Source organism: Micromonospora sp. NPDC023814 (genome assembly GCF_040639595.1).
GTDB lineage: Bacteria > Actinomycetota > Actinomycetes > Mycobacteriales > Micromonosporaceae > Micromonospora.
In genome coordinates this window covers 123,218-140,286 of the sequence record NZ_JBFAAF010000004.1, presented here as the reverse complement: position 1 = coordinate 140,286, position 17,069 = coordinate 123,218, and the positions used below count along the sequence as shown (strand labels likewise).

Here is a 17,069-nt window from a genome sequence, read left to right as displayed (position 1 = left end):
CCGTGCCGAGCCGCCCCTCCCCCTCCCCCTCCCCCGACCCGGGCCGCCCCGACCGGCGCGGGGACCAGGGCGAGGAGCGGCTGTCCGGGGGCTTCATCGCCGAGGTCGTCCGCGTCGGCGACACCGTCCGGCGTACGCCGCCGCAGAACGCCGACTTCGTCGCCGCGCTGCTGCGGCACCTGGAGCGGGTGGGCGCGGACGTCGCGCCCCGCCACCTCGGCACGGACGAGCGGGGCCGGCAGGTGCTCAGCCACGTCGACGGCCGGGTGCCGTGGCGGGACCGGGAGGACCCGGCGTACTTCGCCGACCCGGCGTTGACCAGGCTGGCGGCGCTGGTCCGGCGGCTGCACGACGCGTGCGCCGGCAGTTCGCTCGCCGGGGACGCCGAGACGGTCTGCCACCGCGACCTGTCCCCGAAGAACACGGTGTACCACGACTCTTCCGCCGGCCCGCTGCCGGTGACGCTGCTCGACTGGGACCTGGCCGGTCCCGGCCGGCGGATCGAGGACGTGGCGTTCGCCGCCTGGCACTGGGCGGAGCTGGGGCCGGGCGGCGACCCGGCGGAGCTGGGCCGGCGCGCCCGGCTGCTCTGCGACGCCTACGAGGCGGCCGGCCCGCGGCCGCTCGCGCTGCCCCGCGCCGACCTCGTGGACGTGATGCTCGACCAGCTCGACGGGACCTGGCGCGGCATCGCGGCCGGCGCGGACCGGGGCGAGGAGGCCATGCGCCGGCTCCGCGCGGCGGGGGCCGCCGACGCGGTACGCGGCTGGCACGACTGGCTGGCCGACCACCGCGGAACGGTGACGGCCGCACTGCGCTGACCGCCGCCCGGTCCGGCACGGACGATCATGGAGTTGTGGTGGCCGGTTCGTCCCGGCCCCGGGACTTCGTCCCCACCACAACTCCATGATCGACGCGCCCGACCCGGGCGGACCCGGGAGCCGGGCGCCGGTCAGACGACGACGGAGACCGTGCGGCCCTTGACCACGATGACCTTGCGGGGCTCCCTGCCGGCCAGGGACGACGCGACCGCCTCCAGGGCCGCCGCGCGGACGGTCTCCTCGGACGCGTCGGCGGGGACCTCGACCCGGCCCCGCACCTTGCCGTTGACCTGCACCGGGTAGGTCACCGTCTCGGCCACCAGCAGCGTCGGGTCGGCGGTCGGGAAGTCCGCGTACGTCAGGGAGGTGTCGTGCCCCAGCCGACGCCACAGCTCCTCGGCGATGTGCGGGGCGAACGGCGCCACCATCAGCACCAGCGGTTCGGCCACCTCGCGCGGGGTCTCCGCCAGTCGGGTCAGCCCGTTGGTCAGCTCGATCAGCTTGGCGATCGCGGTGTTGAACCGGATCGCCTCCATGTCGCCGCGGACCCCGTCGACCGCCTTGTGCAGCAGCCGCCGCGTCGCGTCGTCGGCGGGCGCGTCGGTGACCCGCAGCGCACCGGTCTGCTCGTCGACGACCGCCCGCCAGACCCGCTGCAGGAAGCGGTACGAGCCGACCACCGCCCGGGTCTCCCACGGGCGGGACACCTCCAGCGGGCCCATCGACATCTCGTAGACCCGGAAGGTGTCCGCGCCGTACGCGGCGCACATCTCGTCCGGGGTGACCACGTTCTTCAGGGACTTGCCCATCTTGCCGTACTCGCGCTTGACGGCCGTGTCGCCCAGGTAGAAGCCGCCGTCGCGCTCGGTGACGTCCTCGGCCGGCACGTAGGCGCCCCGGGCGTCGGTGTACGCGTACGCCTGGATGTAGCCCTGGTTGAACAGCTTGCGGAACGGCTCGAACGACGAGACGTGGCCCAGGTCGTACAGCACCTTGTGCCAGAACCGGGCGTACAGCAGGTGCAGCACGGCGTGCTCGGCGCCGCCGACGTACAGGTCGGTGCCCCCGCAGTCGCCCTCGCCGCGCGGCCCCATCCAGTACCGCTCGTTCTCCGCGTCGACGAACCGCTCCGAGTTGGTCGGGTCCAGGTAGCGCAGCTCGTACCAGCAGGAGCCGGCCCACTGCGGCATCACGTTGGTCTCGCGGGTGTAGCGCTTCGGACCGTCGCCCAGGTCCAGCTCCACCTCGACCCAGTCGCGCCGGCGCGACAGCGGGGTCTCCGGGTTGCTGTCGGCGTCCTCCGGGTCGAACGTCCGCGGCGAGAAGTCGTCCACCTCGGGCAGCTCGACCGGCAGCATCTCCTCCGGCAGCGCGATGGCGGCACCGGTCTCGTCGTACACGATCGGGAACGGCTCGCCCCAGTAGCGCTGCCGGGAGAACAGCCAGTCGCGCAGCCGGTAGGTCACCGCGCCGGTGCCGTGCCCGTTGGCCTCCAGCCACTCGATGATCCGGGCCTTGGCGTCGGCGACCCCCAGGCCGTCCAGGTCCAGGCCGCGGTCGGGCGCGGCGCTGTTGACCGCCGGGCCGTCCCCGGTGTACGCCTTGCCGTCGAAGCCCTCCGACGGCTGCACGGTGCGCACGATCGGCAGGTCGAAGACCTCGGCGAACGCCCAGTCCCGCTCGTCCTGGGCGGGCACCGCCATGATCGCGCCGGTGCCGTAGCCGGCCAGCACGTAGTCCGCGATGAAGATCGGGATCTGCGCGCCGTTCGCCGGGTTGGTGGCGTACGCCCCGACGAAGACGCCGGTCTTCTCCTTCGTGTCGGCCTGCCGCTCGACGTCGGTCTTGGCCGCGGCCGCCTTGCGGTACGCCTCCACGGCCGCCCGCGGGTTGGCGTGCCCGCCGGTCCAGGCGTCCTTCGTCCCCTCCGGCCAGGCGGCCGGCACCAGCGCGTCGACCAGCCCGTGCTCGGGCGCCAGCACCATGTAGGTCGCGCCGAAGATCGTGTCCGGCCGGGTCGTGAACACCCGGATCGGCTCGACGGTGGTCGGGAAGTCGATGTGCGCGCCCTGCGAGCGGCCGATCCAGTTGCGCTGCATCAGCTTGATCGGCTCGGGCCAGTCCAGCGTGTCCAGGTCGTCCAGCAGCCGGTCGCCGTACGCGGTGATCCGCATCATCCACTGCTTCAGGTTGCGCTTGAAGACCGGGAAGTTGCCCCGCTCGGAGCGGCCGTCGGCGGTGACCTCCTCGTTGGCCAGCACGGTGCCCAGCCCGGGGCACCAGTTGACCGGCGCCTGCGACACGTACGCCAGCCGGTGGTCGTCGACGACGGCCCGCCGCTCGGCGACGGACAGTTCCGCCCACGGCCGGCCGTCGGGCGTGGGCCGGTTGCCGCCCTCGAACTCGGCGATCAGCTCGGCGATCGGGCGCGCCCGCTTCGCCTCCGTGTCGTACCAGGAGTTGAAGACCTGCAGGAAGATCCACTGGGTCCAGCGGTAGAAGTCGGTGTCGATGGTGGCCACCGAGCGGTGCTCGTCGTGGGCCAGGCCCAGCCGGCGCAGCTGCGCCTTGTAGCGCTCGATGTTGGCCACGGTGGTGGTCCGGGGGTGGGTGCCGGTCTGCACCGCGTACTGCTCGGCGGGCAGACCGAACGCGTCGAAGCCCATCGCGTGCAGCACGTTGCGCCCCGCCATCCGCTGGTAGCGGGCGAAGCAGTCGGTGCCGATGTAGCCCAGCGGGTGCCCGACGTGCAGGCCGGCGCCCGACGGGTAGGGGAACATGTCCAGCACGTACAGCTTCTCCGCCCCGGCCCGGGGGTGGCCGGGGTCGGCCAGCGGGCCGGTCGGGTTCGGGGCGTGGAAGGTGCCCTCCCGCGCCCAGACGTCCTGCCAGCGGTGCTCGATCTCCTCGGCCAGGGCCGCGGTGTACCGGAACGGGGGAATGTCGCCCGCCGCTGCTGCCTCACTCATGGCGTCTCCTCGCTTCGCTCGTCGCCGCCGGCCACGCCACGGCCGGGCTGGATGCTGACCTCGCTCGGCGCGGTCATGTCGGTATGGATCGGGTCTGCTCCCCCGGCGCGCCGTGCCGTCGGGGCCGGCGCCGGGGCCGACCGCCGGGGCGCCCGGCGGAGGGCACAAAAAAGCCCCTCGCGCAGGAGGGGCCGCCGTGCTGTCGCGCGTCAGCGCATCAGCACGGCCCGGTAAGGAGCAGGAAGAATCCGGCCATGACCGGGAGTGTACCCGCCGTCCGGTCCCGCCCGTCGCCCGCTACCACCGGTCGGGACGCGGACCCCGTCCGAAACGCCCCCGGGCGCGCCCTTCGTGATCATGGGCGGCACCCCGAGCGACGCGCGGATCCCCCGACCCGGCGAATATTCGGGGCGTAACCGACGGTCCACCTGCGGGGGTCGGCGACAGCGACAAACATGGTTAGCCTGAGAGACCAATGAGATTCCTGCGGCAGACGAGGCTCGGCGTCGCGAACCCAACGGCGGGTCCAGCTGCTCTATACAGAGCTGCCGTCCGGCGACGAGGAGGAGGCCCGTGACACAACAGACCTGGGACGAGGTGGGCGGCCTGTTGCCGCACGACGAGTTCCGCGCCGCCAGCGAAGCCATCGTCTCGAACATCGAGCAGGTCATCGAGGGCAAGACCGCCACCGTGCGGCTCGCCCTGGCGGTGCTGCTCGCCGAGGGGCACCTGCTCATCGAGGACGTGCCGGGCGTCGGCAAGACGAAGCTCGCCAAGGCCATGGCCCGCTCGATCGACTGCTCGGTGCGCCGCATCCAGTTCACCCCGGACCTGCTGCCCAGCGACGTCACCGGCGTCAGCGTCTACAACCAGGAGACGCACGACTTCGAGTTCCGTCCCGGCGCGGTCTTCGCCAACCTGGTCGTCGGCGACGAGATCAACCGCGCCTCGCCGAAGACCCAGTCCGCGCTGCTGGAGTGCATGGAGGAGCGGCAGGTCACCGTCGACGGCGTCACCTACCAGCTCCAGACGCCGTTCATGGTCGTCGCCACCCAGAACCCGATCGAGATGGAGGGCACCTACCCCCTCCCCGAGGCGCAGCGCGACCGGTTCACCGCCCGCATCGCCATGGGCTACCCCGACCCCAACGCGGAGCTGGCCATGCTCGACGGGCACGGCGCCACCGACCCGCTGGACGAGCTGCGGCCGGTCTCCGACGCCAACACGGTGCGGCAGCTCATCGCGCACGTCCGGCAGGTGCACGTCGCCGACGCCGTCAAGCAGTACGCGATCGACCTGGTCACCGCGACCCGGGAGGCCCCCGACCTGCGCCTCGGCGCCTCCCCACGGGCCACCCTCCAGCTGCTGCGCACCGCCCGCGCGGTCGCCGCCCTGGAGGGGCGGGACTACGTCCTCCCCGACGACCTGCAGGCGCTGGCCGTGCCGGTGCTCGCGCACCGGATCATCCCGACCGCCGACGCCCAGCTGGCCCGGCGCACCACCGACGCGATCGTCTCCGAGCTGGTGCACCGGCTGCCGTTGCCGCACGACCGCAAGCGCTCCCCGTACGACACCCGACCCACGGGCGAGGGCAACGGCCGAGCCCCCTACGAGCCGCGGAGGCGGTGACGTGCGAGACGGGCTGCGAGGGCTGACGACCCGCGGCCGATCGTTCCTGGCGGCCGCGGTCGCGGCCGCGATCTCGGCCGGCATCCTCGGCGAGAAGGACCTGCTCCGGGTGGCCGTCCTGCTGGCCGTCCTGCCGCTGCTCGCCGCCGCCTACGTGGGGCGCAGCCGCTACAAGCTGGCCTGCAACCGGTCGCTGGACCCGCACCGCACGCCCGTCGGGGCGAGTTCCCGGGTGGTGCTGCGGTTGCAGAACCTGTCCCGGCTGCCCACCGGCACCCTGCTGCTGGAGGACCGGCTGCCGTACGCGCTGGGCAGCCGGCCGCGGGTGGTGCTGGAGCGGCTCGGCGCCCACCAGGCCAGCTCGGTGGCGTACACGGTGCGGGCCGACGTGCGCGGCCGCTACGAGGTGGGTCCGCTGGTGGTCCGGATGACCGACCCGTTCGGGCTGTGCGAGCTCAGCCGCGCCTTCCCGAGCACGGACCACCTGACCGTCATCCCGCAGGTCACCCCGCTGCCCTCGGTACGCCTGCCCGGCGAGTACGCCGGCAGCGGCGACAGCCGGGCCCGCTCGGTCGCCGTGCACGGCGAGGACGACGCCGCCACCCGGGAGTACCGGGTGGGCGACGACCTGCGCCGGGTGCACTGGAAGTCGACCGCGCGCACCGGCGAGCTGATGGTGCGCCGGGAGGAGCAGCCGTGGGAGAGCCGGGCGACCGTCGTGCTGGACACCCGCGCGTACGGCCACCGGGGCGACGGGCCGACGGCGTCCTTCGAGTGGGCGGTCTCCGCCGCCGCGAGCATCGCGGTGCACCTGCGGCAGGCCGGCTACAAGCTGCGCCTGGTCACCGGCTCGGGGGCCGACGTCGACGCCTCCGAGGCCGCCGGCGACGGGCTGCTCCTCGACCATCTCGCCGAGGTCGGGCTCGACAAGAACGTCGAGCTCACCACGCTGGTGCAGCGGGTCCGGCAGCGGGCGGACGGCGGCCTGATCATCGGCCTGTTCGGTTCGCTGGGCACGGCCGAGGCCGAGCTGCTGGCCGGGCTGCGGGGCAACGGCGCGACCTGCGTCGGTTTCCTGCTCGACAGCTCCACCTGGCTCAACCTGCCCGCCAAGGCGCGGGCCGAGGCCGACCACGCGCACAGCGCCGCCGCGCTCGCCCTGCTGCGGAGCGGCTGGCGGGTGATCGGGGTCGACCACGGCGCCCGGTTGCCGGCGTTGTGGCCGCAGGCGGCCCGCGGTTCGCAGGGCTTCGCCCTGCGGGCGGCGATGGCCGAGACGGTGGCCGGCGGCGTGCGATGAACGGAAGGGTCCCCTCATGATCGCCCACCGGAACCTGGGCTTCGTGGCCGCCGCGGCGACGCTGCTCGCCGCGGCGCCGCTCTCGGCCATCTTCGAACGCTGGACGTGGCTGATCCAGGCCACCATCGCCGTGGCCGTGGTCGCGGCCGTGGCCGCGCTCGCCCGGCTGGCACGGATGCCGCTCTGGGGGCAGGTGCTCGGCATGCTGGCCGGCCTGACGCTGGCCCTGACCTGGCTCTTTCCCGGCGGCACCGAGTTGCTCGCCTTCCTGCCCACGCCGGCGACCTTCGCGCACTTCGGCGACCTGTTCAGCGGGTCGCTGGAGGACATGCGCTCCTACGGCGTCGAGGTGCCCGACACCGACCCGCTGCTGTTCATCACCGTGCTGGGGATCGCCGGCGTGGCGGTGGTGGTCGACGTGCTCGCCGTCGGGCTGCGCCGGCCGGCGCTGGCCGGCCTGCCCATGCTGGCCATCTACTCCGTGCCCGTCGCGGTCTACGTCGACAGCGTCCCGCCGGTGCCGTTCGTCGTCGGCGCCGCCGGCTACCTCTGGCTGCTGGTGACCGACAACGTCGACCGGGTCCGCCGGTTCGGCCGGCGGTTCACCGGCGACGGCCGCGACGTCGACGTCTGGGAGGCCTCGCCGCTGGCCGCCGCCGGCCGGCGGCTCGCGGTCGTGGGCGTGGTGCTGGCCGTGGCGCTGCCGCTGGCCGTGCCGGGGATGACCGGCGGGCTGCTCGACACCCTGACCTCCGGCTCCGGCGCCGGCAACGGCAGCGGGCGCCCCGGGCAGGGCGGGGCCCCGGGCCGGATCGACCTGTTCGCGGCGCTGAGCGGGCAGCTCAACCAGTCCGAGGTGGCCGACCTGGTCAAGGTCACCACCAACGAGCCCAGCCCGTTCTACCTGCGCTTCGGCGTCGCCGACGAGCTGAAGTCGAGCGGCTTCGACGTGGGCAACCCCCGGGGCCGCTCCGTCGAGAACCTGCCGACACCGTCCGGCGAGGGCGTCGAGCAGCGGACGTACCGGGCCACGGTCGAGGTCACGAAGAACCTCACCATGCCGCTGCTGCCGGTCTACACCGAGCCGGTGCGCACCGAGGACCTGAACGGCAACTGGCTGTACGACCCGAACCTGCAGGTGATCTTCTCCAACCGCGACAACTCCCGCGGCAAGCGCTACGCGTTCGACTACGTGCGCTCGACGTACACCCCCGGGGCGCTGCGGCAGGCGCGACCGCTGCCGTCGGACCACCCGGTGCGGCGCGCGCACCCGGCGCCACCGCCGATTCCCGAGGTGGAGGAGCTGGTCCGCACCCTGGTGGCGAACAAGGACACCGAGTACGACAAGGTCCGCGGGATCTACGACTACTTCTCCGCCGACAACGGCTTCACCTACTCGTTCAGCACCAAGGGCGGCACCAGCGGCCAGGAGATCGTCGACTTCCTCAACAACAAGGTCGGCTTCTGCCAGCAGTACGCCGCCGCGATGACGTGGCTGGTCCGGGCCGCCGGGATCCCGGCCCGGGTGGCGTTCGGGTTCACCAACGGCAGCAACTCCAGCGGCGGCACCTACACGCTGACCAACCGGAACCTGCACGCCTGGACGGAGGTCTACTTCGACAGGGTCGGCTGGGTGCCGTTCGACGCGACCCCCGCGATCGGCGTGCCGGGTTCGACCCGGTCGGCCTGGGCCCCCGACATCGACGCCACCGAGGACGACGCGCCGGCCCCGGGCCCGTCGGCCCCCGTCGGCGAGAGCGACCCGTCGGCGGGCCCGGCGGGCCCCGAGGGCCCCGAGGAGGACCCCGACTCCGGCCTGGCCCTCGGCGCGGCGGCCCCGGCCGAGCAGGCACCCGTCTGGCCCTGGTACGCGGCCGGCGCGGTGCTCCTCCTGCTGGCCCTGCTCGCCCTGCCGGCGCTGCGCCGGCTGGCCCTGCGGAGGCGGCGCAGCGGCCCGGCGACGCCGGCCCCGACCGCCGTCCGGGCGAGGGAGGCCGGCGACGCGCCCACCGACGGGCAGCGCATGGTGGTCCTGGTGGACGCCGAGCGGGCCCGGGCGGACGCGCACGCCGCCTGGGACGAGCTGCTCGACACGCTGGTGGACTACCGGGTGCGGGTGGACCGGACGGAGACGCCGCGGGCCACGGCCGACCGGCTGTCCCGGGAGGCGCTGGCCGCCGACGCCGAGGCCACCACGGCGGTACGGCTGCTCGGCCGCGCCGAGGAGCGCGCCCGCTACGCGCGCGACCCGCTCACCGGCGAGCACCTCCCGCCGGCCCTGCGCACCATCCGCGGCGCGCTCGCCGCGCGGGCCGACCGGCGTACCCGCCTGGTGGCGGCGGTGCTGCCGCCCTCGGTGCTGCTGCGCTGGCGACTGGCCACGGCCGACGCGTCGTCCCGGCTGCTGGCGGCGGGCGCGCGCGCCCGCTCCCGACTGCTGCGCTGGAGCCCGCGGCGCCTGCTGGCCGACCGCATGGCCCGCTGACCCGCACGGCCCCACTCGGACGGGCCGGGAGAGGCGACCTCGCCGCTCCCGGTCCGTTCCCGTCGCGGCGCCGGCTGCCGCACAAGTGGCGGGTGGCGGGCAGGCCTCGGAGGAGTGCGGGCGCCAAGGCCACCGGGGCCTTCCCTGAAGGCGCGCGGGCGCCAGAGGCCGGCCCGGGCGAGCCGGCGGGGAGCGCGCGGAAACGCCTCAGGTCGCCGGGGGTGCCGGCGATGCGGTTCGTCGTCGCGGTGGTGCGACCCGCCTCAGCGGCGGGCCGGGCTCAGCGGTGCCCCTCCGGGCGCTGCCGCCACCGGTCCTCCATCCGGTCGAGGATCGAGGGCCGCCGACCCGTACGACCGCGGGGGCGGCGACGACTCGTCGTGCCTCCCACGACGTGCAGGTCGGGTGACTGCGCCCGACGATGCGACTGCACCGCGAACGCGGCCGAGGCCAGCATGACGACAAAACCCGCCACTGCCAGCGGCGGAGTCTTGATCACCGCGCCATAGACCAACAGGGCCAGCCCAGCGATGATCACGCCGGCAGCGACGAGCAGACGACGCCGCGCGTGGAAACGCGGATCGCTGGCGCGCACGGCCGAGGCGAATTTGGGGTCCTCGGCAAGCGACCGCTCGATCTGCTCGAACAGCCGCTGCTCGTGCTCCGAGAGCGGCACGGCACTCCTCCCCGGTCACGTGGGTCGGCCCGGTCGGGCCGACAGACCGTGGCAGCCAACCGGCTGCTTACCCGCAAGTCTACGAGGGCCCTCGCGCGTCGGAAAGCGGGACGACCTACGGCCGGGGTGGATTTTCATTTCGTCGCCCGTCCCGGACCCCGAGCAGACTGGCCGGACCTATGACGGACCGCCCGAAACGGGCAGCCGCGGCGTCGGCGGCAGCTTCCGCCTCCCGCCAGCCCCGCTCGGGCGCGCCGAGGGCGAGCTGCCGCGGGGTCTCCTGCTCCGGGGCGAGGCCCTCGACCCGGACGCCGACCAGGCGGATGCGCTCTCCCGGGTCGAGCGCGACGTAGAGCGCCCAGACCGTGTCGAAGATCTCCCGGGCGACGTCGGTCGGCACACCCGACGTGCGCGACCGGTTGACGGTGCGGAAGTCGGCCAGCCGCACCTTCAGCGACACCGTCCGCCCGACCTGCCCGGCCCGGCGCAGCCGGGCGCCGACCTTCTCGGCGAGGGCGAGCAGCGCCCGGCGGATCTCCAGGGGATCGGCCACGTCGGCGTCGAAGGTCACCTCCGCGCCGATCGACTTCTCGACCTGCTCGGGGCTGACCCGGCGTGGGTCCCGCCCCCAGGCAAGCTCGTGCAGGTGGGTCGCGGACGCCTCGCCGAGCGCCTTGCGCAGCATGCCGACCGGTGCCTCGGCGAGGTCGCCGATGGTGGCCAGGCCGAGCCGGCGCAGCGTCTCGGTGGACCGCTCCCCCACCCCCCACAGCGCCGACACCGGCAGCGGGTGCAGGAAGTCGAGCACCCGGGCGGCCGGGACGACCAGCAGCCCGTCGGGCTTGGCGCGGGTCGAGCCGAGCTTGGCCACGAACTTGCTCGGCGCGACCCCGACCGAACAGGTCAGCCCCTGCTCCCCGTCGACGCGCTCGCGGATCCGCCGGGCGATGGCGGCCGGGGAGCCGAAGAGCCGCCGGGCCCCGGCCACGTCGAGGAACGCCTCGTCGAGCGAGAGCGGCTCCACCAGCGGGGTGACGTCCCGGAAGATCTGCATGACCGCCCGGGAGGCCGCCGAGTACTGCGCGAAGTCCGGCGGGAGGTAGACCGCGTGCGGGCAGAGCGCGCGGGCCCGCGCGGTGGGCATGGCGCTGCGGACGCCGTAGCGCCGGGCCTCGTAGCTGGCGGAGCTGACCACCCCGCGCGGGCCGACCCCGCCGACCACGACGGCCCGGCCGCGCAGTTCCGGCCGGCGGCGGACCTCGACCGAGGCGAAGAACGCGTCCATGTCGACGTGCAGGATCGGGCAGCCGGAGTCGTCGGCGTCCGGCCCGAACCGGGGATCGCCTCCCCGGGGCAACGACTGGCTGCGACCCATCCCCGCAGGTTAGCGGGCGCCTCCGACAGGCCGCCCGGACGGCCGGCGGCGTGCCGCTGGACGTCGCCGCCGGGCCGCCGCGGGGTGTTCGAGCCGGTGCACGAGCAGCGGGCGGTCCTGGTGGGAGATTGTGCGGGCGGGCCCTCCGGCGGGACGGCCGGCCGCCCGCCCGTCAGCCGCGTACGACCAGCAGCGGGATGGTCATCTCGGCCGCGGTGTCGGCCCCGTGGTACGCGACCAGCCGCGACACCATCGGCGGCTCGGACCGGGAGGCCGTCACCGCGTACGTGGCGTTGCAGACGACCACCACGTCGCCGATGCGGAGCAGGTGCTCCTCCCGCACCGGGCCGAACCAGCCGGAGGCCACCACCTCCTCGCGGGTGCGGACCCGGGCCGCGGGGCCGAGCACCGCCGTCCAGGCGGCCACGACGTCGTCCCGGGCCCCGGGCGTGACGTGCAGGTAGCGGACCCGGGGCTCGCCGGCGACCACCGCCACCCCGGCGCGCAGCCGGGGATCGGTGTCCAGGTCGACGCGGTGCCCGGCCGGCACGTCGAGCTGGCCGTGGTCGGCGGTGACCAGCAGCGCGGCGTCGGGCGGCAACCCGTCGACGAGCCGGGTGAGCAGCCGGTCCACCTCCGCCGCGGCGATCCGCCAGGGCGCCGAGTCGACGCCGGTGACGTGGCCGTGCCGGTCCAGGTCGGGGTGGTAGCCGGAGACCAGGGTGGGCCCCGGCCCGGTGGCCAGGGCGGTGAGCATCCGCGCGGCGAGCGCGTCGACGCCGGCCGCGCCGCGGTAGTCGCCGCCCCGGTTGGCGGCCACCGTCAGCCCGCTGCCGCCGAACTCCGGCCGGCTCACCACCGTCACCGCGACGCCGGCCGCCCGGGCCCGTTCGAGCTGGGTGCGGACGGGCTGCCAGCGCCGCGGCTCCGGGTCGGCCGCCCACTCGATGTGGTTGAGCACCCGGTCGGTGCCCGGCACCCGCAGGGTGAAGCCGAGCACGCCGTGCGCGCCGGGCGCGGCGCCGGTGCCCAGCGTCACCAGGCTGGTCGGCGTGGTGGACGGGAAGCCGGAGGTCAGCGGCCGGCCCACGGTCGCGGCGAGCCCGGCCAGGGCCGGCGCGTACGGCGCGGCGGTCGGGATCTGGTGCCAGCCGAGGCCGTCCACCAGCAGCACCGCCACCCGGCGCACCCCGGCCAGCGCGGCGCCCAGCCCGAGCGGGTCGGTGGCGCCGGGCACGCCGAGCACGGCGAGCGCGCTGGGCAGGACGTCGGCGAGGCTGCCGCCGCCGTAGCGCGGCCCGACGATCTCCAGCGGATCGGTCACGGGCGACGGGCGAACAGGTGCAACTGTGCGGCGAGGTCCCGCCAGGGGGCCCGCCCGGCGAGCGCCCGCTCCAGCTCCACCAGGGCGGCCGGCTGACCGTCCGCGACGGCGGCCGGGAGGAGGTCGGCGAGCACGCGTACGCCGTGGATCTCCTCGACCACGAGCCCGGCGGCGCCGAGCAGCGCGGCGACGGTCTCGGCGTCGTAGCGCCGGCGCAGCGTGTCCCGGGCGCCGGCGGTGCCGGCCGGATCGGCGGCCAGCGCGGCGGCGACGTCCAGGTGCCCGTTCATCGCCCGGCCGAGCACCGCGGCGGCCCGGCCGGCGACCAGCACACTCGCGGCGCCGCCCGGGCGCAGCGCGGCGGCCAGCGCGGTCACCACCGGCGCCGGGTCGTCGACCACCTCCAGCACGGCGTGGCAGAGCACCAGGTCGGCGCTGCCCGGCTCGACCAGCCCGGCGAGCGCGTCGCCGTCGCCCTGCACGGCGCGGACCCGCTCGGCGACGCCGGCCTCGGCGGCCCGGCGGGTCAGCGCGGCGAGCGCGTCGGGACTGGCGTCGACCACGGTCACCCGGTGCCCGGCCTGGGCGAGCGGGACGGCGAAGCCGCCGGTGCCGCCGCCGACGTCGAGCACGGTCAGCGCGGTGTCGCCACGGCGCTCCAGCTCGGCGCGCAGCACCGACCAGATCACGGCGGTACGGGGGGTCAGCGGCGGCCCGGCGAGCCGGCCTGGGGTCTGCTCCACCCGGTCGAGCCTAGTCACCCGGTCCAGCCCCGACGGGGACCGCCCGGGGAGGCGGTCAGGACTCGCCGGTGGCGCCGTCCTCCTCGGCCCGCGACCGCAGGGCGTTGGCCACCGGACCCTCGGTGATCTCGTACTCGCGCGGTTCGGTGTGGTGTGCCGGGGTCCAACCGGCGTTGAGCCGGGTCCGCCGGGAGTTGGCCACTCCACCGCTGTATCCGTGATTCCCCGTCATCGGTTCATTCCCCCTCGTGCCACGCAGGCCGCTCTGCCCGCGCGAGCAGGAGTCTCCCGCCATCGGCGGCGAAAAACCGTAATGTGGATCACTGCCGTCAACGGAAATCGCGCGATGCCGGGCTGACCGGCGGCTCGATGGCGTCCAGCCGGTCGGCGGTGAGGTTGGTGACTCCCTCGTGCCGCTGCAACCGGCCGCGCACCACCAGCGCCGCGCTGGTGCGGGCGATTCGACGGTAACGCTGCCAGAGCCCCGGGGAGCAAGTGACATTGAGCATCCCCGTCTCGTCCTCCAGGTTGAGGAAGGTGACCCCGCCGGCGGTCGCGGGGCGCTGCCGGTGGGTGACGATCCCGCCGACCCGGATCCGCCGACCCGGCTCCACCCGGCCGAGCCGGGCGATCGGCACCGCGCCGAGGGCGTCGAGCTGCGGGCGGATGAAGCGGGCCGGGTGACTCTCCGGCGACAGCCCGGTCGCCCACACGTCGGCGACCAGCCGGTCCACCGCCTCCATGCCGGGCAGGGTGGGCGCGGCCGCGCCGGTCACCGTGCCGGGCAGGCGGCCCGGCCGGTCCTGGGCCGCCGCGCCGGCCGCCCAGAGGGCCTGCCGCCGGGACAGCCCGAAACAGGCGAAGGCGTCCGTGGTGGCCAGCGCCTCCAGCTGCGCGGCGGTGAGACCCACGCGCCGGGCCAGGTCCGCCATGTCGCGGTACGGCCCGTGCGCCGTCCGCTCCGTCTCGATCCGCTCGGCCACCTCGTCGCCGAGGGTACGCACGGCGGAGAGCCCGAGCCGGACGGCCGGGCCGCCCAGCCCCCAGGCGTGTGGCGGCTCCCCCGGCGCGCTGCCCCAGCGGGTCTGCGGGAGGGACTCCAGCACCGCCTTGGCGCCGCTGGCGTTGATGTCGGGCCGGCGGACCTCGACGCCGTGCCGGCGGGCGTCGTCGACCAGGGTCTGCGGGGAGTAGAAGCCCATCGGCTGGGCGTTGAGCAGCGCGGCCAGGAACGGGCCCGGGTGGTAGCGCTTGAGCCAGGAGCTGGCGTAGACCAGGTAGGCGAAGCTCATCGCGTGGCTCTCCGGGAAGCCGTAGCTGGCGAACGCGGAGAGCTTGCGGTACACGTCGTCGGCCAGCTCGCCGGTGATGCCCCGCTCCGCCATGCCCGCGTAGAGGCGCTCGGCGATCCGGGCCATCCGCTCGACGGAGCGCTTGGCGCCCATCGCCCGGCGCAACTGGTCGGCCTCCGCGGCGTCGAAGCCGGCCAGGTCGATGGCGAGCTGCATGAGCTGCTCCTGGAACAGCGGCACGCCGAGGGTCTTCTCCAGCGCGTTGCGCATCAGCGGGTGCGGGTAGGTCACCGGCTCCTCGCCGTTCTTGCGCCGGATGTACGGGTGCACCGAGCCGCCCTGGATCGGGCCGGGCCGGATCAGCGCCACCTCGACCACCAGGTCGTAGAAGCAGCGGGGCTTGAGCCTCGGCAGGGTGGCCATCTGGGCGCGGCTCTCCACCTGGAACACCCCGACCGAGTCGGCCCGGCAGAGCATGTCGTAGACCTCCGGGTCGTCCAGCGCCATGCCGCCGAGGTCCAGGCTCATCCCGATCATGTCGTAGCCGTAGTGCAGCGCGGAGAGCATGCCGAGCCCGAGCAGGTCGAACTTGACCAGGCCGACGGCGGCGCAGTCGTCCTTGTCCCACTGCAGCACGCTGCGGCCGGGCATCCGCCCCCACTCCACCGGGCAGACCTCGATCACCGGACGGTCGCAGATCACCATCCCGCCGGAGTGGATGCCCAGGTGCCGGGGGAACGTCTGCAGTTCGTTGGCGTACGCGACCACCTGCTCGGGGATGTCCTCCACGTCGACCGCCGCGACCGAGCCCCACCGGTCGATCTGCTTGCTCCAGGCGTCCTGCTGGCCGGGCGAGAAGCCGAACGCCTTGGCCACGTCCCGCACCGCCGAGCGGGGCCGGTAGGAGATGACGTTGGCGACCTGGGCGGTGTGCTCCCGGCCGTACCGGGCGTAGACGTGCTGGATGACCTCCTCCCGGCGGTCGGACTCGATGTCCACGTCGATGTCGGGCGGGCCGTCGCGCTCCGGGGCGAGGAACCGCTCGAAGAGCAGCCGGTGCCGGACCGCGTCCACGTTGGTGATCCGCAGCGCGTAGCAGACCGCCGAGTTGGCCGCCGAGCCCCGGCCCTGGCAGTAGATGTCCTGCTCGCGGCAGAACGCGACGATGTCGTAGACCACCAGGAAGTAGCCGGGGAAGCCCAGCTCCTCGATCATGTTCAGCTCGTGGTCGAGCTGCGCGTACGCCCTCGGGTGCGCCTCCCGGGGGCCGTAGCGCTCCCGCGCCCCCCGCTCGGTCAGGTGGCGCAGCCAGCTCATCTCGGTGTGCCCCGGCGGCACCGGGTACGCCGGCAGCCGCGGCGCGACGAGCTGGAGGTCGAAGGCGAGTTCGGCCCCGAACTCGGCGGCCCGGGCCACCGCCCCCGGGTACGCGGCGAACCGGGTCGCCATCTCGGCCCCGCTGCGCAGGTGGGCGGTACCGGCCGCGGGCAGCCAGCCGTCGATCTCGTCCAGGCTGCGCCGGGCCCGTACGGCGGCGACGGTGGTGGCCAGCCGGCGCCGGCCCGGGGTGGCGTAGTGCACGTTGTTGGTGGCCACCGTGGGCAGGCCGGCCGCCGCCGCCAGCTCGGCGAGCGCGTCGTTGCGGTCGGCGTCGACCGGGTGCCCGTGGTCGGTCAGCTCCACCGCCACCGTCTCCGCGCCGAAGAGGGCGGTCAGCCGGTCCAGCTCGCGGGCCGCCGCGTCCACCCCCTCGGTGAGCAGCGCCGCCGGCACGTGCCCCTTGCGGCAGCCGGTGAGCACCAGCACGTGGTCGCGCAGCTCCGCGGCGACCTCCTCCAGCTCGCCGTAGACCGGTCGGCCCTTCTCGCCGCCGCGCAGCTGGGCGCGGGCGATGGTCGAGGCGAGCCGGGCGTACCCCTCGTGGCCGTGGGCCAGGAGCAGCAGGTGCCGCCCGAGCGGGTCGGGCTCGCCGTTCTGCGGGCCGGGCAGGTCCAGGGAGAGCTCGGCGCCGAAGATCGTCGGCAGGTGCAGCGCGCGGGCCGCCTCGGCGAAGCGCACCACCCCGTAGAAGCCGTCGTGGTCGGTGACGGCGAGCGCGGTGAGCCCCAGCCGGGCGGCCTCCTCGGCCAGCTCCTCGGGGTGGCTGGCGCCGTCGAGGAAGCTGAAGTTGGTGTGGGCGTGCAGTTCGGCGTACGGCACCACGCCGTCGGGGCGGGTCAGCTCCGGTGGCTGGTAGTGCTCCCGCTTGCGGCTCCAGGCGGGAGAGTCGCCGCCGTCGGCGTCCACGGCCAGCGGGTCGACCACGTGCAGGTGCCGCTCGTCACGCGACCGGCCGCCCTGCCCGTCGGCCCGCCCGGCACGGGGTTTCCGGCCGGAGAGCACGCGTTCCAGCTCCGACCAGGGCAGCTTCGGGTTGTGGAAGCTCATCGGGGCCCCGCCGGGTTGACGTCGTGCC

Annotated in this window: 11 protein-coding genes; 4 read left to right on the top strand and 7 right to left on the bottom strand. The window is 74.9% G+C overall.

The features are described 5' to 3' along the window. The first annotated feature begins 2 nt into the window (after positions 1–2). Positions 3–821, top strand: coding sequence for a phosphotransferase (locus AB0G14_RS03430; protein ID WP_357693279.1), 819 nt, complete (start codon positions 3–5; stop codon positions 819–821). Between the two features lie 131 nt (positions 822–952). Here the strand turns inward: AB0G14_RS03430 and leuS are convergent, their stop codons facing one another. Then, positions 953–3,790 (bottom strand): leucine--tRNA ligase, encoded by a 2,838-nt coding sequence (gene leuS, locus AB0G14_RS03425; RefSeq protein WP_357693277.1) that lies wholly within the window; start codon positions 3,788–3,790, stop codon positions 953–955. A gap of 573 nt (positions 3,791–4,363) precedes the next feature. Here leuS and AB0G14_RS03420 point away from each other — a divergent pair. From AB0G14_RS03420 to AB0G14_RS03410, 3 genes are read left to right on the top strand one after another with little or no spacing between them, the layout of a single operon-like run. Beyond that, positions 4,364–5,419, top strand: a complete 1,056-nt coding sequence (locus tag AB0G14_RS03420) for a MoxR family ATPase (protein WP_350712104.1) — start codon at positions 4,364–4,366, stop codon at positions 5,417–5,419. Position 5,420: 1 nt separating this feature from the next. Then, positions 5,421–6,719 carry a DUF58 domain-containing protein gene (locus AB0G14_RS03415; protein WP_357693274.1) on the top strand — a complete coding sequence of 433 codons (1,299 nt, stop codon included), beginning with the start codon at positions 5,421–5,423 and terminating at the stop codon, positions 6,717–6,719. A gap of 16 nt (positions 6,720–6,735) precedes the next feature. Further along, complete coding sequence (locus AB0G14_RS03410; RefSeq protein WP_357693272.1) at positions 6,736–9,204, top strand: transglutaminaseTgpA domain-containing protein; 2,469 nt, start codon at positions 6,736–6,738, stop codon at positions 9,202–9,204. A gap of 280 nt (positions 9,205–9,484) precedes the next feature. Here the strand turns inward: AB0G14_RS03410 and AB0G14_RS03405 are convergent, their stop codons facing one another. From AB0G14_RS03405 to AB0G14_RS03380, 6 genes are all read right to left on the bottom strand, one after another. After that, on the bottom strand, positions 9,485–9,880 hold the full coding sequence (locus AB0G14_RS03405) for a DUF3040 domain-containing protein (protein WP_350685819.1): 396 nt from the start codon (positions 9,878–9,880) through the stop codon (positions 9,485–9,487). Positions 9,881–9,995: 115 nt separating this feature from the next. Further along, positions 9,996–11,255 (bottom strand): DNA polymerase IV, encoded by a 1,260-nt coding sequence (locus AB0G14_RS03400; RefSeq protein ID WP_357693270.1) that lies wholly within the window; start codon positions 11,253–11,255, stop codon positions 9,996–9,998. 172 nt (positions 11,256–11,427) lie between these two features. Next, entirely contained in the window at positions 11,428–12,579 is a 1,152-nt protein-coding gene (locus AB0G14_RS03395; RefSeq protein ID WP_357693268.1) for a nucleotide pyrophosphatase/phosphodiesterase family protein, read from the bottom strand. After that, positions 12,576–13,340, bottom strand: a complete 765-nt coding sequence (locus tag AB0G14_RS03390) for a methyltransferase domain-containing protein (protein WP_357693266.1) — start codon at positions 13,338–13,340, stop codon at positions 12,576–12,578. The genes AB0G14_RS03395 and AB0G14_RS03390 overlap by 4 nt, the downstream gene beginning before the upstream one ends. Positions 13,341–13,377: 37 nt before the next feature. Next, positions 13,378–13,554, bottom strand: coding sequence for a hypothetical protein (locus tag AB0G14_RS03385; RefSeq protein WP_350712112.1), 177 nt, complete (start codon positions 13,552–13,554; stop codon positions 13,378–13,380). 97 nt (positions 13,555–13,651) lie between these two features. Continuing rightward, on the bottom strand, positions 13,652–17,041 hold the full coding sequence (locus AB0G14_RS03380; protein WP_357693264.1) for an error-prone DNA polymerase: 3,390 nt from the start codon (positions 17,039–17,041) through the stop codon (positions 13,652–13,654). Positions 17,042–17,069: the final 28 nt, after the last annotated feature.